Below are 19,269 nucleotides of genomic sequence, written 5' to 3' on the forward strand. Positions count from 1 at the left end.
CACAGCAAATTTATCTATTCAAACAGCATGCTCAAGTACTTTATACATATATTCAGCCATTTTGGTGTGGATATGTTGTATGGTGTCCGGGGGCACCCCTTCCTTGTTTATTTCTACACTGCCGCTAAGGGTTAAGGTTAACTTTTTAATATCATACATCCCGGTGAAACAACCCTTGGATACGGTGAAGGAATAAAAGTCCGGTTCTTTATGAAATGATAGATTATACATCAGCTGTTCCGGGGGCAGCAGAATGTTTTCTGCTGTGTGTAGTATGGTTAACTCTCCGACGCCCAGTAAATTATGCAGCATATCTATAAAGTCAGCACTGATTATTTGGGGGTTGGTTAATTCGATACTGCACAGTATTTCACGCCGGTCGGGTTTTTGTTTAAAAATAAGCTGTCCTGCTTCGCCATAATCAACCAGGTACAAGTCAGCAGCCTGCTGGTAAATGACCGGGACGGACTGCCGGTTAATAAATTCCGCCCACTTGGAGCAGTTCGCGGATAGCCGGGCCTGGATTACCGGGCCGGTTATCCGTGGCTGCAGAGGCGTTCTGGCAAACTCGGGGCTGAGGGGTTTTAGCAGCTCGCCAATGGACACTTGGTCAATGCAGGCCTGGCAGTTGTACTGGCTATCCCTGAAATGTGGGTTAAATTTAATTCGTGCAGTGATGATGCCACCCTGCACGGCGGTTTCGGCACCTGCCACCACCGCCACATCCCGGGAACGCCATTCCACAAGCCTTACCCCCAGTAGTTCACCGCGCTCCAGGTCCAAATGACTGAGCTCGTGTAAATAAGGAAGTATCGAGGTCGGCTCAAAGCTTTTGGCTGTAACAATGATTTTCATGTCCGAGACGGGTTCATATAGCTGGCCCGAGGCGTTGATGGGTTTTATGGAAAACAAAAGCGGAACTATCCGTTCGGCCCAGGCCGGAGAACTAATGTTAAACAGCAGGTAATTAGCGGTAATATGTAGAACCAGTCCTGGTACGGTTATTTTCTCTCCTGTAGAATTTAAATGCGGTTCTGTGGCTAGCAGCGTTAAAATTATGTTCTTTTTATTAAGCTGTTTAGTAAAAATTTCAATTAACATGATTACCTCCCCCACTGGCGTATCTGGGTGGTTTTTAAAAATATTTTATCATCTGAGGAGTATTTATGAATAGGGCTGATGGTTTTTTTAAAAGTGTAGAAAGTGTCATGGATGGCCTGTTGGCTCAAAAATATATTGTCGACCGGAGGATTGCCACCACAGTTTTTCTGGCCGGTAATCTGGAAAAACCGTTGCTGATTGAGGGTCCGGCAGGGGTGGGCAAAACCGGTCTGGCCGGTGCTATGGCTGCGGCCAGGCAAACGGAATTGATTAGATTACAGTGCTATCCCGGACTGGATGAATGTAAAACCATTTATGAATGGAACTATCAAAAGCAACTGCTGCATATCCAAATGCAGGGCAGCGAATGCGATGTTTACTCCCAAGACTTTCTATTGGAAAGGCCTTTACTCAAAGCATTTCGGGCAACCAGACCGGTGGTTTTGCTGGTGGACGAGATAGATAAAAGTGAAGAGGAGCTGGAAAGCTTCCTGCTTGAGGCTTTGTCCGAATTTCAGGTTAGTATTCCGGAGTTGGGTTTAATCAGAGCGATGCATAAGCCTTATGTAGTGATTACCAGCAACAGTACCCGGGAATTAGGGGATGCCTTAAAGCGCAGATGTTTATATCTTTATTTGACTTACCCCGATGCTGCCCGGGAGGAAACCATTTTAGATTTAAAAGTGCCGGGACTACCCCACCATCTGGCGGGGCAAATTACTGCTTTTGTGCAGCGGTTACGGAAAATGAAATTAAAAAAATCTCCCAGCATAACCGAGACCATTGACTGGGCCAGGACGCTGCTGCTCTTAGGCCGGGACAGTTTAGATGAACAGATGGTGCGGCATACTTTAAATGTGTTGCTGAAATATGAAGAGGACATAGAACAGTCCGACCGTCAGGCAGGCAGTCTCCTGTCCTCTGTAACGGACTCCGGGTCTGCTGCGGGCGGCACTTACTTATCCGGGCATGATAAACAGCCGAAGCCGGGCGGCATCAGTGCCGCCGAAAATGCCGCTCCCAATAATGCAGGCAGGATCAACAGCGCCGGGGGGGCGCCGGGAACAACCGCTCAAGGTAAGGGTGGACCCGGCCAGGCATATGATGACCCCGTGGCGGCCAGATTTGACTTTTAACTGCGTTTTTGCGCGTTTGGATGTAGTTTTCTTAAGGGAGATCGCCGGTAATTTTAATAAATACTTTGCGCCGGCGGGGGCCGTCAAATTCGCAGAAAAATATGCGCTGCCAAGTGCCCAGCAACAGTTTGCCTCCGGTGACCAGCACGGTTTTCCCCGCACCGGCCAGAAATGCTTTAATGTGAGCGTCTGAGTTCCCTTCCTGGTGGGTATAGCCGCCGCTATGGGGCACCAGTTTATTTAGCTGCATCAATATGTCGTTCACAACGCTAGGGTCATGCCCTTCATTGATGGTTATACCTGCGGTGGTATGAGGCGCGTAAATCTGGCAAAACCCTTCGGATATGTTGCTTTTATTGATCAATATACCTATTTCGGTGGTCAGGTCGATAAACTGTTCCCGCCCGGTAGATTTGACTTCCAGCGTATGCAGTTTAGACATATCTTTCACCTCCGTAAAGAAATAACCTGCCTGTAAGGGCAGGTTTGTTGCATAATAAGTGCCTTGTGGCCGGAACCTATATGATCTTTTCCATACCCGGGTGTCCGGTCAAAGCGTAATTAGGGTTAAAGACTCTGGGCATTTCTAAAGCCCAGGTTGAAAGTTAATATTTCCAACTTGACGGATAAATCCACATTGCGCATTTCAATTTCATCGGGTACGTTTATGGCCACCGGTGCAAAGTTTAAAACAGCCTCTACGCCGTTTTTAACCATCATATCAGCTACTTCCTGGGCCGCGCTGGTGGGAACAGCTATTACACCGATACGGATATTTTCTTTTTGAGCAATCTCAGGGAATAACGTCAATGGCTGAACCACCAGATCGCCGATTCTTTTACCTATCCTGGTGGGATCATTGTCAAAAACGCCCACAATATGAAAGCCCCGCACGTTGAATCCCCGGTATGTGCACAGTGCAAAGCCCAGGTTACCCGCTCCCACGATGGCCAGTGCCCACTCTTGATCCAGGCCGAGAATTTTTAGAGTATATTTCAACAGGTCTTTGACATTGTAACCTACGCCTCTGGTGCCAAATTCACCGAAATAGGCCAGATCTTTACGTACCTGAGCTGGGCTTACCCCTACTCCCTCGGCTATCTCACCCGATGAAACTGTGGTAATGCCGTTTCTGTCCAACCTTTCTAGAAATCTGGAGTAAATGGACAGCCTGGTTACGGTTGCTTCTGGAACCCGCAAAGTTTTCAATCATATCACCTCCTGCACTCTCTTTGTTTTCTATATACAGCACTAAGACTGGGTAGCTCAAGCGTTTTTTCCCTGGTACAAACTCTGTTAAAAGCTGTAGTGCTGTTAAAAATACATTAATTTCCATCGCATGTTATAAAATTCACATGGTATAGATATTATATATCATGAGCGCCCTTAGATGCAAATGCCTGCTGCTTCAACGGGCATTCTTTGGGGTTTAACATTAATTTTTGGGAGTTGAACGGGGAAAATTTTCACCTCGGGCAATACTAAACGGCACGGTCAGGTTATCCCAGACAGTGCCGCTGTAAGCCACGGGCTTTTGAAATATGAATTAAACCAGGCGCCGCAACCTGGTAAACCAGCAGTTTTTATCTTGGGGATTATCTTTTAATCTCCTTAAACACGCTGCAGGCTGCTTCGATGGTTTGGTCAATCTGCTCATCGGTATGGGCCAGGGACATAAAGGCAGCTTCAAACTGGGATGGTGCCAGGTAAACACCTTTTTGCAGCATGCCCGTAAAGAATTTGGCAAACTGTTCGGTATCGGATTTGGATGCCGATGTAAAATCGGTTACGGGCTCACTGGTAAAGAAGGTGCAAAGCATGGAAGCAACCCGATTAAAAATAAGCTCCAGTCCCGCGTCCGCGGCAGCTTGTCGCAGACCCTGCTCCAAACGGAGGGACTTTTGTTCCAGTGTATCATAAACGCCAGGCTGGCGCAGCAGCTGCAATGTGGCGATACCCGCCGTCACCGCCAGCGGGTTGCCTGACAGGGTACCAGCCTGGTAGACCGGTCCCGCCGGGGCCACCGAAGACATGATTTCCCTTTTGCCGCCATAGGCACCCACGGGCAACCCGCCACCGATTATTTTGCCCAGGCAGGTTAGGTCGGGCTTCACGTCATACAGCACCTGGGCGCCGCCGTAGGCCACCCGAAAGCCAGTCATTACCTCATCGATGATTAACAGTGCGCCGTATTGTTCGGTCAGACGGCGCAAGCCCGCCAGAAAGCCCGGTGCCGGGGGAATTACGCCCATATTGCCGGGCACCGGCTCCACGATCACTGCGGCGATATCTTCACCCGCCTGGCTAAAAATCTCTTGCAAGGTTGCCAGGTCGTTAAAGGGTGCGTTAATGGTATGTTCGGCTGTGCTGGCTGGAACCCCCGGACTGGTGGGTACACCCAGTGAAAGGGCACCGGACCCCGCCTTAATTAACAGGAAATCGGCGTGACCGTGGTAGCAGCCGGCAAACTTGACAATTTTATTGCGTTTGGTGTAACCCCGGGCCAGTCTGATGGCACTCATGGTGGCCTCGGTGCCCGAGTTCACCAGCCTGACCATGTCCATGGCCGGCAGGGCCTCAATAATCATTTTAGCCAGTACGGTTTCCAGCTCGGTTGGGGCACCGAAACTGGTTCCTATTTCCAGACAGTTCTGCAGTGCTTTAACAACCTCGGGGTGCCGGTGACCGAGAATCAGCGGCCCCCAGGAGCCTACGTAATCGATATATGTATTGCCGTCTACGTCGGTAAGCACAGCCCCTTCCCCTTTGGCTATAAATACCGGCGTACCCCCCACCGATTTAAATGCCCGCACCGGGCTGTTTACGCCGCCGGGGATATATCCGGCAGCCTCTTTATATAACTGCGCTGATTTGTTAAATCCATTATGCATGGGATCACCGCCTTATAAAATTCGTAGCCAAATCCAGCACCTAATCAATGAAATACTGCATGCTGCTCTTTTTGAGCTCGGTGGTGCTAAATAGCAGCATATAGTTAGTTAAACCTATTTTTGCTGCCATAGCAGCGGCCAGTTGCTCACACTGTTCCCGGGTATGCCCGTGTATAACTGTGAATAACGTGTATGGCCAGCCGGGCCGCCGAGGGCGCTGGTAACAATGGGTCACTTCGGGGAACCCGGCCAGCTGCCGGCCTGTAGTTTCCACCCGGTCTTCGGGCACATCCCAAACCACCATAGCATTAGCTGTGTATCCAAGCTTCTGGTGGCGCACAGCCGCCCCAAAGCGTCGAATAATACCATTACTTATCATTTCATTAATTTTATTCATTAATTCATTTTCTGTCAGACCAATCCTCCGGGCTATATCCAGATAAGGTCTGCTCACCAGGGGCAGTCCCTTTTGCAATTCCCTGACGATTTGTTTTTCCAGTTCAGTCAGCATGCCGCACCTCGGAAAGGTTGAAGTTGACGCGCACTTTAAAAATATTGATGGCCGGCAGGTTTAATAAATCCTCCAGGCCGGTTTTTTGTTTTATTTCATTTAAAATACTATTGATTTGCTGTTCTGACTGGGCCAGCAAAGTAAACCACATATTGTAATGATGGTTGCGCAGGTAGTTATGGGTGACGCCCGGATAACTGTTGATTATTTGGGATACCCGGTCAACGTCTGCTTCGGGCACCCGTAAGGCAGAAAGGGTGCCTGTATAGCCAATTTTACGGGAATCAAACAGCCCGCCCAGCCGCCTGATAATACCGGTTTGCTGCAATCTTTTTATCCGGTCCAGCACTTCCTGCTCGCTGATTCCCAGCTGCTTGCCAATAGCTTCGTAAGGGCGCTGGGTTACTGGGAAGTTGGACTGAATAATCTGCAGAAGTTGCTTGTCGGTTTGATCAAAACTCATGGGTTAGTATCCCTTTCTTCCATGATAAAGGCACCAGGGTTCTTCAGCCATGTAATCGCCGTGGTAATAATAAGCCCTTGCCCGACAACCGCCGCAGATTTTTTTATATTGGCAGGTGCCGCAGCCACCGCTGTATTCCATGGTGCGCAGTTTTTGTAACACTTCATTGTTGCGCCAAATGTCATCGAAGGGTACCTGGCGCACATTGCCCAGGGGTATATTAAGATAAGCACAGGGCTGTACATCACCCCGGGGGCTGATGATACAGTAGGCCGTACCGGCCAGGCACCCGCGGCTGAAACGCATATCAACACCCATTTGGCGGGCGATGCGCATGAACTGGGGGGCGCAAGTAGGTTTGAGCTCTATATCTACCTGACTTTGCTTGATCATGATCCGCTGCAGCAGTTGTTCGTACTGTTCGGCACGTAGTGTTTCGGTTTCAATATTTACCGCCCGGCCGGTAGGCACCATAAAGAAAATATGATGTCCACGGGCACCCAGGCTGACGGACAGATCGGTTAGATCTTCGATTTCGCCGCTATTCCACTCCAGCACTGTGGTGTGCACCTGAAAGGGCAGCCCAGCCTCCCGGCAGGACCGCATGCCATCCACTGCTCCCTGCCAGGCACCTGCCGAGGCCCTGAATTCATCATGCCTGGCCGGATCTGTGCTGTCCAGGCTGATGCCCACCGCCATGGCGCCCGCATCTTTTAGCCTGGCGGCAGCTTCTGGTGTGATCAATGTGCCATTAGACCCCAGCACGGGGCGCAGCCCGGTGCCTGCGGCGTATCGGATCAGTTCATAGATATCGTCCCGCATGAGCGGCTCTCCGCCGCTAAAAATCATTATTTTAAAGCCGGCCCTGGCTATTTCGTTAATCAGCTTTTTACCTCCTGAGGTGTCAAGCTCTTCCTCCGCCCGGGCTCCTGAATCCCGGTAGCAGTGCTTGCAGTACAGGTTACAGGCGTTGGTGGTGTTCCATGATACCAGCATGCTGCTCCGTTCCTTTCTATATATCCTCGTTTAACCAGTGTGCCACGTCCGGGGCATGGTAAGTAATGATAATATTTGCACCAGCCCTTTTTAGACCGGTCAGCAGCTCCAGGGTGGTTTGACGCTCATCAATCCAGCCCAGGCTTGCGGCGGCTTTAATCATTGAGTATTCGCCGCTGACGTTGTAGGCCGCCAGCGGGCCATCAAAATTCCTCCGCACTGCAGCGATAACATCCATATAAGCCATGGCGGGCTTAACGATAATCATATCGGCGCCCTCGGCGATATCTTGCTCTGCCTCACGCAGAGCCTCCCTGATGTTGGGCGGGTCCATCTGGTATGTTTTGCGGTCGCCGAACTGCGGGGCTGAGCCGGCTGCTTCCCGAAACGGACCGTAAAAGGCTGAAGCGTATTTAACACTGTAAGACATGATGGGAATATTCGCAAATCCCCGCTCATCCAGCGCCTCCCTGATGGCCTTCACCCTCCCGTCCATCATATCGGATGGCGCCACAATGTCCGCGCCGCTTTGGGCATGGGAAACAGCGGTACGGGCCAGCAGCTCCAAGGTGGGGTCGTTTAAAACTTTACCCTCATGTACAATGCCACAGTGGCCGTGGTCGGTGTATTCGCACAGACAAACGTCTGTAATGACCAATAGCTCGGGGAACTTATCTTTAATCGCCCGCACTGCCTGTTGGATAATACCGTTAGCAGCGTAAGCACCGCTGCCCACAGCATCCTTGTTGTCCGGAATGCCGAACAGAAGTATCCCCGGAATGCCCAAATCCTGCACTAAAGACACCTCGGCCAGCAGCCGGTCGATGGATAAATTATATACACCGGGCATGGACTTCACCGGCTTTTGCACATCCCGTCCGCCGGTAACAAAAATAGGATAAATCAAATCATCCACCCGCAGGTGGTTTTCCCTGACCAGACGCCGCATATTGGCGCTGGAGCGCAGGCGGCGCGGTCTCGCGACTGGATAATACATAGTATTACCTCCTGTCATATGCCCGGCCGGCAGTGCCGGTTTCCTCATCCGTGAGGTAGCAGGCGGGGTCGGGAGCCCAAAAATCGCCGTATACCGCCTCGGCCCGGGTTCTGAAATTACCATTGCACATATTAAGCCAGCGGCAGTTGGCGCAGCGTCCTTTGAGCAGTGGCTTACGTTCCTTGAGACCATGCATGATAGGGTGGCCTGGATTTTGCCAGATTTCCCTGAAGGATTTTTCCCGGACATTACCCAGCAGGTGCTGGCGTGTGAATTGATCGGGATAGATATTGCCAAACCAGTCCACTGCTCCGATTGCAATGCCCGAGCGGTTGCCGCCATTGGCTGTCAGAAGCTGTCTGGCTCGCTCAGCCCGGTCCGGGTCTGTATTTTGTAAAGTTAAGTAAATATAGACGCCGTCGGCGTGGTTGTCCACCGTAAGTATTTCCTTATCCAAACCACGGCGGTGGTAGTCTATTGTACGTTCCATGATCAAATCCATGGCCTGCCTGGTTTGGTTGTGGCTCACATCTTCATGGAGCATTTTGCTGCCCCGGCCGCTGTACACCAGGTGATAAAAACATACCCGGGGTATATCCTCGTCCTCAATTAAATTAAATATAGCCGGCAGCTGGTCAAGGTTATGGCGGTTAATGGTAAAGCGTAATCCCACTCTCTGTCCGATGGACCGGCAGGCACGGATACCGCTTAATGCAGCATCAAATGCTCCTTTTCGTCCCCGGAAGCGGTCGTTGCTGTCACCAATGCCGTCCAGGCTGATCCCAACGTAGCTGATCCCCACCTCTTTAATTTGGCCGGCCACCTCAGGGGTGATTAATGTACCGTTGGTGGAAAGGGTACAGCGGATGTTTTTGCTGCGGGCGTAATCAGCCAGTTCAAAAAAGTCCCGGCGTAGTAGAGGCTCACCCCCGGAAAAAAGAATTACAGGCACATTAAAGGATGCCAGATCATCAATGAATTTTTTAGCTTCTATGGTGCTGAGCTCATTCTCATAAACGCGGTCGTCGGAGTTGGAATAACAGTGCAGGCATCTTAAATTGCAGGTACGGGTTGTATTCCAGACCACCACTGGTCCATGCCCGGCCGTTGTGCCATCCCGCTGGCAGCCTGCATCTTGTTTGTAGCGCAGTGAATCTCCGTAATATTTTGCTCCGCAAAGCAATCTGCTTACGCTGATCATAATTTTCTCCTCTGTAAGGGTCGGCTTAATGTACCTTCGGGTTTGCCCTTTTAGATATTATAAACTCAAATGCCGGTCTGAAAAGCCTGGTAGGTGACAGTTGAGTGCTAGGCAATGTTTATTACACGGTATTGGTTTTAGCTTGTGGAAACGAAATAATTTAATATAGCTTGCAATAGCCCATTGATGGTATATTCCTTTGCCTCAATATGTACCGGAAGGCCCAGTTCCCGGGCCGTGCCGGCGGTGATGGGTCCGATGCAGGCCACCAGGGCATTGCCAACCAGCCGGGCAGGGTCCGCTGCTTCCAGCAGAGTGACAAAATTGCGCACTGTTGATGAACTGGTGAAGGTGATTATATCTATGGCCCCATTGCCCAACATATCCCGAACAGTCCCCGCGCTGCCGGCTCCCAGCACAGTGCGGTAGGCGGTGACTTCATCCACCCTGGCACCCAGGCGGGACAATGCTTCAGGCAGTATTTTCCTGGCAATATCGGCCCTGGGCAGCAGTACCCGGTCGCCGGTCGATATCTTGTTCCGTAGTCCTTCAATGATAGCCTCAGCCCGGTATTCCGTGGGTATGTAGGTCACCCGCAGGGCAAATCTTTGCAATGCTTTACCGGTTTGAGGACCGATGGCACATAATTTCAAACCTTTCAAATCTCGGATATCACCGTTTAGCCGGCGCAGTGTATCAAAGAAATAGTTTACCCCATTTACACTGGTAAAAATTACCCAGCTGTATTCATCCAGGCGAGCCAGTGCGTTTTCCAGGGGTGTATTATCCTCAGGCGCGGCGATGGCTATAGTGGGAAACTCCACTGGCTCGCCGCCCAGCATTTCAATGGCCCGGGACAGGTTACTGGCCTGTTCCCGGGAGCGGGTAACCAGTACTCTTTTGCCGAAGAGGGGTTTATTCTCAAACCATTTCAATTTATCCCGCAGCTGCACTACTTCACCTACGATGATGATGGCCGGGTTTTTAAAGCCCTGCTCTTTCGCCAGACGGGCAATATTATCGAGGCTGCCCACCAGCGTTGTTTGTTCCGGGCGAGTGCCCCAGCGGATAAGCGCCACGGGGGTTTGAGGGTCTCTGCCGTGCTCCATAAGTTTTTGTGCAATACCCGGTAAATTGCCCATGCCCATTAAGAATATTAAAGTGCCTACTCCTGTGGCAATCTTGGACCACTGGATGCTGGATGTTTCTTTAGTAGGGTCTTCATTGCCTGTGATAATGGCCAAGGTAGAAGTAAAGTCCCGGTGGGTCACGGGTATGCCGGCGTAGGCCGGTACAGCAATGGCCGAAGTGATGCCGGGTATTATTTCAAAGGGGATATCATGACGTACTAACTCTTCGGCCTCCTCGCCGCCACGTCCAAAGACAAAGGGGTCTCCTCCCTTTAACCTGGCCACGGTCAATCCCTGTAATGCCTTTTCCACCAGCAGCTGATTTATTTCCTCCTGGGTCAGGGTATGCCGGTCAGGTTGTTTGCCCACAAAGATACATTCCGCGTCCGCCCGGCGCTGATCCAGTAGTCGAGGCCCGGCCAGACGGTCATAAACAATCACGTCGGCCTGCCTGATGCATTCCAATCCCTTAACAGTAAGCAGTCCCGGGTCGCCAGGCCCGGCACCGATAAGATACACCGTTCCCTTATTATTTGTCATGGAAACCAAACTCCTGTCTTGCTTGCTGTAATATTTTTTCCGCACCGCGGTCAATCAGTACTTCCGCCAACTGGATGCCCAACTGCCGGGCATCTAACACCGGCCCCGTCACGTTGTGGCGCAGGGCTATTTGGCCGTGCAAATTAATCACCGCTCCCTCCAGGTTTAGCACATCACCCTGTACCTGGCCGTAAGCACCGATGGGCACCTGGCAGCCGCCTTCCAGCCTTTTCATAAAAGCCCTTTCAGCTTCAATAGCCGACCGGGACGTTTCGTGATCAAGGGAAGCTAAAATATCCCGTGTAGCGAGGTCGCTGCTGTTAATTTCCACACCGACTGAACCCTGCCCCACAGCTGGCAGGCAGATGTCAAAGGGAATTAACTGGGTGATCATCTCTTCGTAACCCATGCGCTTAATACCGGCATAGGCCAGTACAATGCCATCCAGTTCCAGTTCCTTGAATTTGCGCAGCCGGGTGTTTAAGTTGCCGCGTATATCCACCATTTGCAGATCAGGACGGTAGTGCAGCAACTGGGCGCGGCGCCTTAAACTGCTGGTGCCGATGCGGGCACCTTTTTTTAAATCCGCCAATTGGATGTCGTCCCTTGATATTAAAACATCGCCGGGGTATTCCCTCTGACAAACCGCCCCAATGGACAGCCCGTCAGGCAGTGTTGTAGGCAGGTCTTTCATGCTGTGCACAGCCATGTTGATTTCCCCGTTTAGTAAGGCTAATTCAAGCTCTTTGGTGAAAAGTCCTTTGTCGCCAATTTTAGCCAATGCCACATCCAAAATGTTGTCGCCCTTGGTTTTCATGCCACGTATATGAAAACTACGATCCGGATGGGCCTGCCGCAGCGCGTCCGCCACCCAATGGGCCTGCCACATAGCCAGGTCACTATCCCTGGACCCGATATTTACTTGGTTTACCATCTTGGCCTCCGATACGAACAATTTGCCTTATGGCACAGGATACCCATATTTGTCTTAAAAATTTCGGGTGTGACCCTGTTTGCGCCCGCACCCGATACATGTACTGTCTATTTTATATTTAATGCTGGCCAGAGGCCCGAACTGCCAGTTCCGACTGCTGATCATGTTCATCCGCTCTGGCCGCCTGAACTGCGGCGGTACGCTTGTCCGGCGCACCCAAATCTTCAAGGCGGAATAACTTTTCCAGAGCCTCTTGAAAAACCGGGCCTTGCTCTGTAAGTGCGTATTCTTTTAACCTGGTCACGGGTGTGTGTAATAATTGATTAACGATGGTATTGGCCATTGATCCGATTACCTTGCGATCATGTTCGGAGATCTGACCCAGCCTGCCCAGGGCCCTGGCCAGTTCCCGCTGCTTTATTTCTTCGCCATGTTTTTTCAGCGTAGTAATGGTTGGTATCACATACTGCACCCCTTGCCAGCGGGCAAACTCCTCGACTACTTCTTCAATAATTGTTTCCGCCATGATAGCGGCCCGTTTGCGTTCCATGAGGTTACTGTCTACCACGTTCTGTAAATCATCAATATCGTAAAGTTTAATACCGGGCAGTTTACCTACGGCCGGGTCAATATCCCGGGGCACCGCAATATCAATCATCATAATTTTTTTGCCTGTTTTTTCGGCCAGCACCCCACGCACTTCGGAGGCCCGAACCACGTAATGGGTTGCGGCGGTGCAGCTGATTACTATATCAGCCGCTTCCAGGTAATGATGCAATTCATTGAACTTAACGGCCCGGCCGCCGAACTGGCGGGCCAGGCACTCGGCCCGGTCATAAGAGCGGTTGGAAACGATGACCCCCGACACGCCGTTGGCCACCAAGTGTTTGGCTGTTAATTCACTCATTTTACCGGCCCCAATAACCAGCACTGACCGGCCGGTGAGGTCGTGAAAAATCTGCTTGGCCAGTTCTACCGCGGCATAGCTGATGGAAACGGCATGCTGGTCGATGCCCGTTTCGGAACGGGCCCTCTTGCCTACCGTGATGGCATGCTTAAATAAAGTATTGATGACCTTATCGGTGGCGTTGTGTTTTTGGGCCAGTTGGTAGGCAGTTCTAACCTGACCTAGAATCTGGGTTTCACCCAACAGCATGGAATCAAGTCCAGCCGCTACCCGAAAAAGGTGACGGGCAGTATTATGCTGGGTAAAAGCATAGGTGTATTTTTTAATCATGGCGGCTTCAACGCCCGACTTATGCTGTAAAAAACTCCTAATAGTCTCGATGCCGCTTTCGGCATCGGTGACATGGGCGTATATTTCAGTCCGGTTGCAGGTGGAAATAATTACGCAGCCCAGAACCACAGGCTGGTCAAGCAGCTTGGCCAGGGCCTCCGGCAACGAGTTGTCAGAAAAGGAAAGTTTCTCCCTGATTTCCACCGGAGCAGTCTTATGGTTGACACCGATCGATATGACAGACATTATTTACCCGCTCCTTTGCTTTCTCTAAATCCCCCTGCTTGACCATAAGAAAGGTAGTTTCGTCCACTAAATCCTTCAATATCTGTTCCCGCCGGGCCGGATCCCGCACTTGCTCCTGCACCTGCTTGCGTACCATGCCCAGAAATTTATTAAATTCTGAAAAGGCCGGCCCGAACTCGTGCTCCAGCCTCTGGCGTATTATCTTGGCCAGCTTGGGACTGCTGCCTCCTGTGGAAATGGCCAGTTTAAGCGAGCCCCGGTGTACCACAGAGGGTACAAAAAAATTACAGCGGGGCGGGTCATCTACTACATTAACCATTATATTATTTTTCATGCAATCCCCGGCCACGGCGTGGTTTGTGGCATCGTCGTCAGTGGCACTAATCACCAGGAAAGTGTTGACTAAATCGCTTGCTTGATAGTAACCTCGACGGTGCATAATCAGCCCACGATTCACCATATCCTGCAGACCGGCGGTTAACCGGGGACTAATTACAAGTATTTGAGCACCGCAGCGGGCCAGGGCATTTACCTTGCGCTCGGCCACTTTACCGCCGCCCACCACCAAACACTTTTTATCTTTAAGATTGAGAAATATGGGGTAAAGCTCCAAATAAATCACTCCGGTTGCATTGTTAAATTCTAACTGCCCATTTGTCTTTAATAACCTGAATTAATAGACTTAGTATGCCTTATGCGGTCATGTTTTGCCGAGGCAAATAATGTTAAAACTTTCTAATGCCAATAAAATCGGCAATGGTTTGCATGGTCTTTTTAACGGGTACCTCAGGTAACCTGGCTAGTTCTTTTTTAGCTTTAGCTATATATTGACCCGCAATGGCGGCTGAATATGTTATGCCACCGCACTGGGTGATCAAGTCGATGGCTTCGCTGATTTCCTGTTCACTTTTATCAGTTTTATTAATAATTTCACGCAGCCTGTCCCGGGCGCTGCTTTTCCGGAGCGCATAAATGGTTGGCAGGGTAATAATACCTTGCTTTAAATCACCGCCTACAGGCTTGCCCAGCTTGATTTGCTCAGCTGTCATGTCTAAAATATCATCGGTGATTTGAAAAGCCATACCAATGTGGTGGCCGAAACGCCGCAGTGATTGGTGCAAATACCGCGGGGCACCGCAGGCTACCGCCCCAAGTTGGCAGGAGGCCGAAATTAAAAGGGCGGTTTTCCGGTTGATGCGATAAAAATAGTCTTTGATATTCTGGTTGGTATCATGGGTTGTGGTAATCTGAAGTATTTCCCCTTCACTCATTTTAACGCTGGTATTGGCAAGTACACGTGGAATTAACGGTTCATCATAAAGTGAAATTAATATTAATGATTTGCCCAGCAGATAATCACCAATGTGGGTGGATATACGATTACCCCATTGGGCTTTAACAGTGGGCATACCCCTCCGGGTTAAAGACGAATCCACCACATCATCGTGCACCAGTGTAGCCATGTGAATCAACTCCAGGGCTACAGCCAGTGGGACCAGCTTGTCCAAATCGAAGTTGTAAAATTTACCACCCAGCAAGCAAAAAGCAGGCCGCAGGCGCTTACCGCCCGCGCTGATTAAATGTGTAGCTGTTTCCGTCAATAGCGGATCGGAAGAACGAACGGCTTTTTTTAGCTCATCTTCCACAACGCTTATTTCATATTTTATTTCGCTGAAAAAATCAAAAATCATTATTTTATGTTCACCTACTTATTGTGAAAGAAGGCTATAGAAAACCTAAGCTTAACACTTCGACAAAGTTGTATAATTTTCCTTCTTTGCGGTATTTAAGCTGGCATCACACCACATTAAGCCACTATAATAGATTATTATATTTTACCCTTAAAATCAATGAGAAGTGTATATTGATAAGCTTGTTTAATTAATTTTTCTTTGTTATAATTATTATTGTCGCAAAAATGAATATGGGGGTGGATGGTGCCTGGTGGTGCCCCTGGTCTTCAAAACCAGTCCGTGGGGCGGCGATCCCGTCCCTGGTGAGTTCGATTCTCACACACTCCCGCCAAAACCTTTAAAAGTGCCGGTTGGCAAAGATTATGGGAACCGTTGGAAATGGTTCCCATTAATTTTTTTAAAGGTTAATACCTGTCGTGCTATTTAAAAGTCGTTTAGCTTGACTGGTTTTCTCCTTTTCCGAAGACAAAGAAAGGGGAAAATTATGTCAAAGAAAAAGCAAAAGTGGGAAGTTATATTAAATGATTTCTTGTTTATGAAACAAGCTGAAGGTCGTTCAGAAACTACAATTAATGATTATGATTTTCACATTAACTTGTTTTTCGCTCGCTTTCCTTCCGCTTTAAAAACCGGTTGAGCCAAAACTGCCTTTACCGCGTTCAGATTCGGCCAATTCTTCAACTTCAATAAATCCCGCTTGGTCAACCATGTTTAAAAAGTCTTGGGCTATTCGGTCGCCTTTTTTAATTTCAAAAACACCAAAACCAGCGTTGTGAAAAATAACCTTAACTTCGCCCCTATAACCGGCGTCAACCGTTCCCGGTGCATTTAAAACAGTAATTCCATGTTTGGCGGCCAAGCCGGAACGCGGGCGAACTTGAATTTCGTAACCCTCTGGTATTTCAAAAGCCAAACCGGTTCCAATAACCGCCGTTTCTCCGGGTAAAAGAAAACCTTCGTCGGTTGCGTGAAGTCAAGCCGGTTATTTGTTTATCGAATTTTCTTTGTACTTGCAAATATCACAGCATAATTTTTTAAAAAAGAAAAAGAATAAAAAAAATTGAGGTGAGATAATGGAGTTAAAATTTTACCACATTTACATAATTTATACATTGGCTTTAGGCATCATGGTACTTGCAGTAGTACCCAGGCCCGAAATCCGCAGACTATCATTTTTAGGAATTATTTATGGTGCAATTACCGACTTTTGGATAATAATTTTCGCAACTCATTTACTAGGGGTAGGTGGATATAAGAACTATTATCCCTTTGCTTTTATGGGTATACCATTTTTCCCTTTATTAGCTTGGACTTTTTATTTTATTTTATATTTATTTTTCCTACCCCAAAGAAAACCTTGGATTATTATATATACAATTGTCGCAGCCGGATATAGCACCATTTTCTCGAATATATTACAGAACCTTGGAATTTTTCAATGGAATGTCGGTAGGTTATTTATACCATATTTACTATATTTAACATGGTTCTCAATAGTTACATTTACTTACTATAAATACTTTAAGAATAAAGAGTTCTACTAAACTCAAATTAGCATTTTAAACAAACTCGTAATAAAAACCGGGCCGCTTTTCTTGGCCCGGTTTATTCTTCCTTCTCAAATGTTGCCCCGCAATCACCGCATATAACGTTTACTTCTTCAGTTGACTGGATTATTGTTCCACATTCAGAACAAACCCATTTTATAGAATTGCTTTTCTTTTTCCCGACTTTCTTTGGCGGCCTTACTTTGTCGTTATTGTTGTTGTCTTTGGTTCCTTTAGTTTGTAACCGTTCGAAGTCGATTCGGGCTTTATCAAAAACGTTTTCGTCGATTCCCCAAGTTTTTATTAATTCCTTGGTTTCTTCAATTACTTTGGTTAAGCACGGTTTCACCTCTGCAATATCCATTTTCTGATATTGCCTCCCGTTTTTCAAAAGACTACTGGTGGATCTACCCAGCGATTCTCTCGACTATACTCTTTGTTGTACTTATGGTATGCATATTACATTACGCACCCAAGGAAAAGAAGATATTCAGCCAAATTAAATGCTATGATTCATAACCTATTTATTAACAGCGATCGTTTGTGTTGATACTATAATTTGACCATTTTGGTCTGTTGCTTTCACTTTTATAAAATGATTTCCCGGGCTAGTATAACTGGTGTCCCATATATAGCTGTTGGCTGTGGTAGCCTGCTTTAAATGATTATCCACGAAAAACTCTATCTTACTTACTGCTGCGTCAGGTGTAATTGTTGCTTCTATGGGAACCTTATCGCCAACTGAAATAGAGCTGCCTTTATTTATTGATAATGCTACACGCAGCGCCGACGATTTATTTACTGTGATTGTTTGAGACGATAATTTTGTTTGATCGTTTTGGTCTGTTACCTTAACTTTTATAACATGATTTCCCGGACTAGTATAACTGGTGTCCCATGTATAGCTTTTGGCCGTAGTAGCCTGCTTTAAATAATTATCCACGAAAAACTCTATTTTACTTACTGCTGCGTCAGGTGTAATTGTTGCTTCTATGGGAACCTTATCGCCAACTGAAATAGAGCTGCCTTTATTTATTGATAATGCTACACGCAGCGCCGATGGTTTATTTACTGTGATTACTTGTGTCGATAATTTTATTTCACCATTTTGGTCTGTTACCTTAACTTTTATAACATGATTTCCCGGAGTAGTATAACTGGTGTCCCATGTATAGCTTTTGGCCGTGGTAGCCTGCTTTAAATAATTATCCACGAAAAACTCTATTTTACTTACTGCTGCGTCAGGTGTAATTGTTGCTTCTATGGGAACCTTATCGCCAACTGAAATAGAGCTGCCTTTATTTATTATTAATGCTACATGTAGCGCTGATGGTCTATATACTGTGATTCTTTGTGTTGATACTATTATTTGACCATTTTTATCAGTTACTATTATTTTAATAGCATGATCCCCTGGACTAGTATAACTGGTGTCCCATATATAGCTTTTGGCTGTGGTGGCCTGCTTTAAATGATTATCCACGAAAAACTCTATTTTACTTACTGCTGCATCAGGTGTAATTAAAACTTCTATGGGCACCTTATCACCAACTGTAATAGAACTGCCTTTATTAATTGTGAAGTCTATTTTAGGTGAAGACCCGGAAGGCTCCAGGAACTCGAGAGTTACGACTGCCAATCTGGCGTAATCCCTAAGCTCCGACCCGGTTGATGTCTGACCACCGCCGTTATAACTGCCGCTGTACGTACCGCTTCCTGTTATCTCTGTTGCTCCCTGACTGCCGCTGGAATACGCATAAGTAGGTATTATTAACGTTATAAACAAACATGAAGCAAATAAAACGAGATTAGTTAACTTTTTGATCACTTCTAAACACCTCCGAAATTATGACAGTGAAATTATGACAGTATAATGAAATTGAAAATTAATTGTACATATCCCCATGTACAATGTTGATTTTAAGGAATTCCATCTAAAATAGGAAAAACCTTCTTTTTATAGATGTCCTTTTTAAAAGCCAACCTTCGGGTTTTTTTTGCAGTGTACTTGCTATATGTATTTATTTGTTAAGAGGTGGAATAAATAATATAAACTCTCAAACAAATGAGGTTGCTACTTTTAATAATAGGAGTTAATCCATGGACAGGTTTATACGGGGATTCTTAGCAGGGGTTACTGGCGGAATAGTAATGAACATTTGGGATTTTATTTCATATTATATATTAAAAATATCAAATGACCGGTTCCTTGATTGGGCCGCAATAATGATTTATGGTGATAAGCCGGTAACTATATTTGCAACAATATTAGCTTTATTTGCGCAGTTATTATTTGCGGGTATAATGGGGATTATTTTTGCATATTTGATAAAACTTATAAACTCAAGAGACATTCTATTTAAAGGTGCTATTTGGGGGATAGGGTCGTCTTTTATCCTTTATGCGGTACCTGTAATATTCAAAATAGCTGATCTTACTACTACATCCGTGCTAACAACATTTTCCCATTTTATCGGCACCACTTTATGGGGCTTAGTTCTAGCCCAGGTGCTGCACTGGCTGAATGATAAGCCAAGGATAGAAGTTTAAAAATAATTTGCATTAATACATTTATCTTTGTGACATAATATAGTATTCGCGGAATTAAAAACGTACCCCCAGACAACTAAGATGTTGTTGTGGGG

Annotated in this window: 19 protein-coding genes, 1 tRNA gene and 1 pseudogene; 4 read left to right on the forward strand and 17 right to left on the reverse strand. The window is 47.5% G+C overall.

Translation table 11 applies throughout. The features are described from left to right. Positions 1 to 18: 18 nt before the first annotated feature. A complete protein-coding gene (locus DESGI_RS09820) occupies positions 19 to 1,101 on the reverse strand; it encodes a hypothetical protein (RefSeq protein ID WP_006521925.1) in 1,083 nt (360 codons plus the stop codon). Between the two features lie 65 nt (positions 1,102 to 1,166). On the opposite strand from DESGI_RS09820, the gene DESGI_RS09825 reads away from it, so the two are divergent. Next, on the forward strand, positions 1,167 to 2,237 hold the full coding sequence (locus DESGI_RS09825; protein WP_006521926.1) for an AAA family ATPase: 1,071 nt from the start codon (positions 1,167 to 1,169) through the stop codon (positions 2,235 to 2,237). Between the two features lie 31 nt (positions 2,238 to 2,268). Here DESGI_RS09825 and DESGI_RS09830 read toward each other — a convergent pair whose 3' ends face one another. The 13 genes from DESGI_RS09830 to DESGI_RS09890 all read right to left on the reverse strand — a co-directional run bounded on the left by DESGI_RS09830 (position 2,269) and on the right by DESGI_RS09890 (position 15,071). Further along, a complete protein-coding gene (locus DESGI_RS09830) occupies positions 2,269 to 2,679 on the reverse strand; it encodes a secondary thiamine-phosphate synthase enzyme YjbQ (RefSeq protein WP_006521927.1) in 411 nt (136 codons plus the stop codon). A 125-nt stretch (positions 2,680 to 2,804) separates the two neighbouring features. After that, positions 2,805 to 3,446, reverse strand: a complete 642-nt coding sequence (locus tag DESGI_RS09835) for a redox-sensing transcriptional repressor Rex (protein ID WP_006521928.1) — start codon at positions 3,444 to 3,446, stop codon at positions 2,805 to 2,807. A gap of 386 nt (positions 3,447 to 3,832) precedes the next feature. Continuing rightward, a complete protein-coding gene (gene hemL / locus DESGI_RS09840) occupies positions 3,833 to 5,128 on the reverse strand; it encodes a glutamate-1-semialdehyde 2,1-aminomutase (protein WP_006521929.1) in 1,296 nt (431 codons plus the stop codon). Between the two features lie 40 nt (positions 5,129 to 5,168). Further along, on the reverse strand, positions 5,169 to 5,639 hold the full coding sequence (ahbB, locus tag DESGI_RS09845) for a siroheme decarboxylase subunit beta (RefSeq protein WP_006521930.1): 471 nt from the start codon (positions 5,637 to 5,639) through the stop codon (positions 5,169 to 5,171). Next, positions 5,629 to 6,102 (reverse strand): siroheme decarboxylase subunit alpha, encoded by a 474-nt coding sequence (gene ahbA, locus DESGI_RS09850; protein WP_006521931.1) that lies wholly within the window; start codon positions 6,100 to 6,102, stop codon positions 5,629 to 5,631. The genes ahbB and ahbA overlap by 11 nt, the downstream gene beginning before the upstream one ends. A gap of 3 nt (positions 6,103 to 6,105) precedes the next feature. Continuing rightward, complete coding sequence (gene nirJ2 / locus DESGI_RS09855; RefSeq protein WP_006521932.1) at positions 6,106 to 7,098, reverse strand: putative heme d1 biosynthesis radical SAM protein NirJ2; 993 nt, start codon at positions 7,096 to 7,098, stop codon at positions 6,106 to 6,108. Positions 7,099 to 7,114: 16 nt separating this feature from the next. Beyond that, on the reverse strand, positions 7,115 to 8,095 hold the full coding sequence (gene hemB, locus DESGI_RS09860) for a porphobilinogen synthase (protein WP_006521933.1): 981 nt from the start codon (positions 8,093 to 8,095) through the stop codon (positions 7,115 to 7,117). A gap of 4 nt (positions 8,096 to 8,099) precedes the next feature. Next, complete coding sequence (gene nirJ1, locus DESGI_RS09865) at positions 8,100 to 9,296, reverse strand: putative heme d1 biosynthesis radical SAM protein NirJ1 (RefSeq protein WP_006521934.1); 1,197 nt, start codon at positions 9,294 to 9,296, stop codon at positions 8,100 to 8,102. A gap of 137 nt (positions 9,297 to 9,433) precedes the next feature. Continuing rightward, entirely contained in the window at positions 9,434 to 10,966 is a 1,533-nt protein-coding gene (cobA, locus tag DESGI_RS09870; RefSeq protein ID WP_006521935.1) for a uroporphyrinogen-III C-methyltransferase, read from the reverse strand. Beyond that, on the reverse strand, positions 10,956 to 11,900 hold the full coding sequence (gene hemC, locus DESGI_RS09875; protein WP_006521936.1) for a hydroxymethylbilane synthase: 945 nt from the start codon (positions 11,898 to 11,900) through the stop codon (positions 10,956 to 10,958). The genes cobA and hemC overlap by 11 nt, the downstream gene beginning before the upstream one ends. 118 nt (positions 11,901 to 12,018) lie before the next feature. Continuing rightward, a complete protein-coding gene (gene hemA / locus DESGI_RS09880) occupies positions 12,019 to 13,383 on the reverse strand; it encodes a glutamyl-tRNA reductase (RefSeq protein ID WP_006521937.1) in 1,365 nt (454 codons plus the stop codon). After that, positions 13,352 to 13,996, reverse strand: coding sequence for a precorrin-2 dehydrogenase/sirohydrochlorin ferrochelatase family protein (locus DESGI_RS09885; RefSeq protein ID WP_006521938.1), 645 nt, complete (start codon positions 13,994 to 13,996; stop codon positions 13,352 to 13,354). The genes hemA and DESGI_RS09885 overlap by 32 nt, the downstream gene beginning before the upstream one ends. 112 nt (positions 13,997 to 14,108) lie before the next feature. Then, positions 14,109 to 15,071 carry a polyprenyl synthetase family protein gene (locus DESGI_RS09890; RefSeq protein WP_041285364.1) on the reverse strand — a complete coding sequence of 321 codons (963 nt, stop codon included), beginning with the start codon at positions 15,069 to 15,071 and terminating at the stop codon, positions 14,109 to 14,111. 238 nt (positions 15,072 to 15,309) lie between these two features. On the opposite strand from DESGI_RS09890, the gene DESGI_RS24525 reads away from it, so the two are divergent. Continuing rightward, positions 15,310 to 15,408 (forward strand) — tRNA-Sec (locus DESGI_RS24525). 153 nt (positions 15,409 to 15,561) lie between these two features. Beyond that, the gene (locus tag DESGI_RS24530) at positions 15,562 to 15,714 is read left to right on the forward strand and encodes a hypothetical protein (RefSeq protein ID WP_006521940.1); all 153 of its coding nucleotides are present in this window, start codon (positions 15,562 to 15,564) and stop codon (positions 15,712 to 15,714) included. Here DESGI_RS24530 and dut read toward each other — a convergent pair. From dut to DESGI_RS09910, 3 genes and pseudogenes are all read right to left on the reverse strand, one after another. Further along, positions 15,700 to 16,020: pseudogene (gene dut / locus DESGI_RS09895) on the reverse strand (dUTP diphosphatase); the annotation flags it as partial. The gene DESGI_RS24530 and the pseudogene dut overlap by 15 nt on opposite strands. A gap of 662 nt (positions 16,021 to 16,682) precedes the next feature. Beyond that, positions 16,683 to 16,988, reverse strand: a complete 306-nt coding sequence (locus tag DESGI_RS09905; protein WP_006521943.1) for a hypothetical protein — start codon at positions 16,986 to 16,988, stop codon at positions 16,683 to 16,685. Positions 16,989 to 17,144: 156 nt separating this feature from the next. Continuing rightward, positions 17,145 to 18,452 (reverse strand): Ig-like domain-containing protein, encoded by a 1,308-nt coding sequence (locus DESGI_RS09910; RefSeq protein WP_006521944.1) that lies wholly within the window; start codon positions 18,450 to 18,452, stop codon positions 17,145 to 17,147. A gap of 398 nt (positions 18,453 to 18,850) precedes the next feature. Here DESGI_RS09910 and DESGI_RS09915 point away from each other — a divergent pair, with 398 nt between their 5' ends. Beyond that, positions 18,851 to 19,174 carry a hypothetical protein gene (locus DESGI_RS09915; protein ID WP_157872759.1) on the forward strand — a complete coding sequence of 108 codons (324 nt, stop codon included), beginning with the start codon at positions 18,851 to 18,853 and terminating at the stop codon, positions 19,172 to 19,174. Positions 19,175 to 19,269 lie beyond the last annotated feature (95 nt).

The organism is Desulfoscipio gibsoniae DSM 7213 (assembly GCF_000233715.2).
Classification (GTDB): Bacteria; Bacillota; Desulfotomaculia; order Desulfotomaculales; family Desulfallaceae; genus Sporotomaculum; species Sporotomaculum gibsoniae.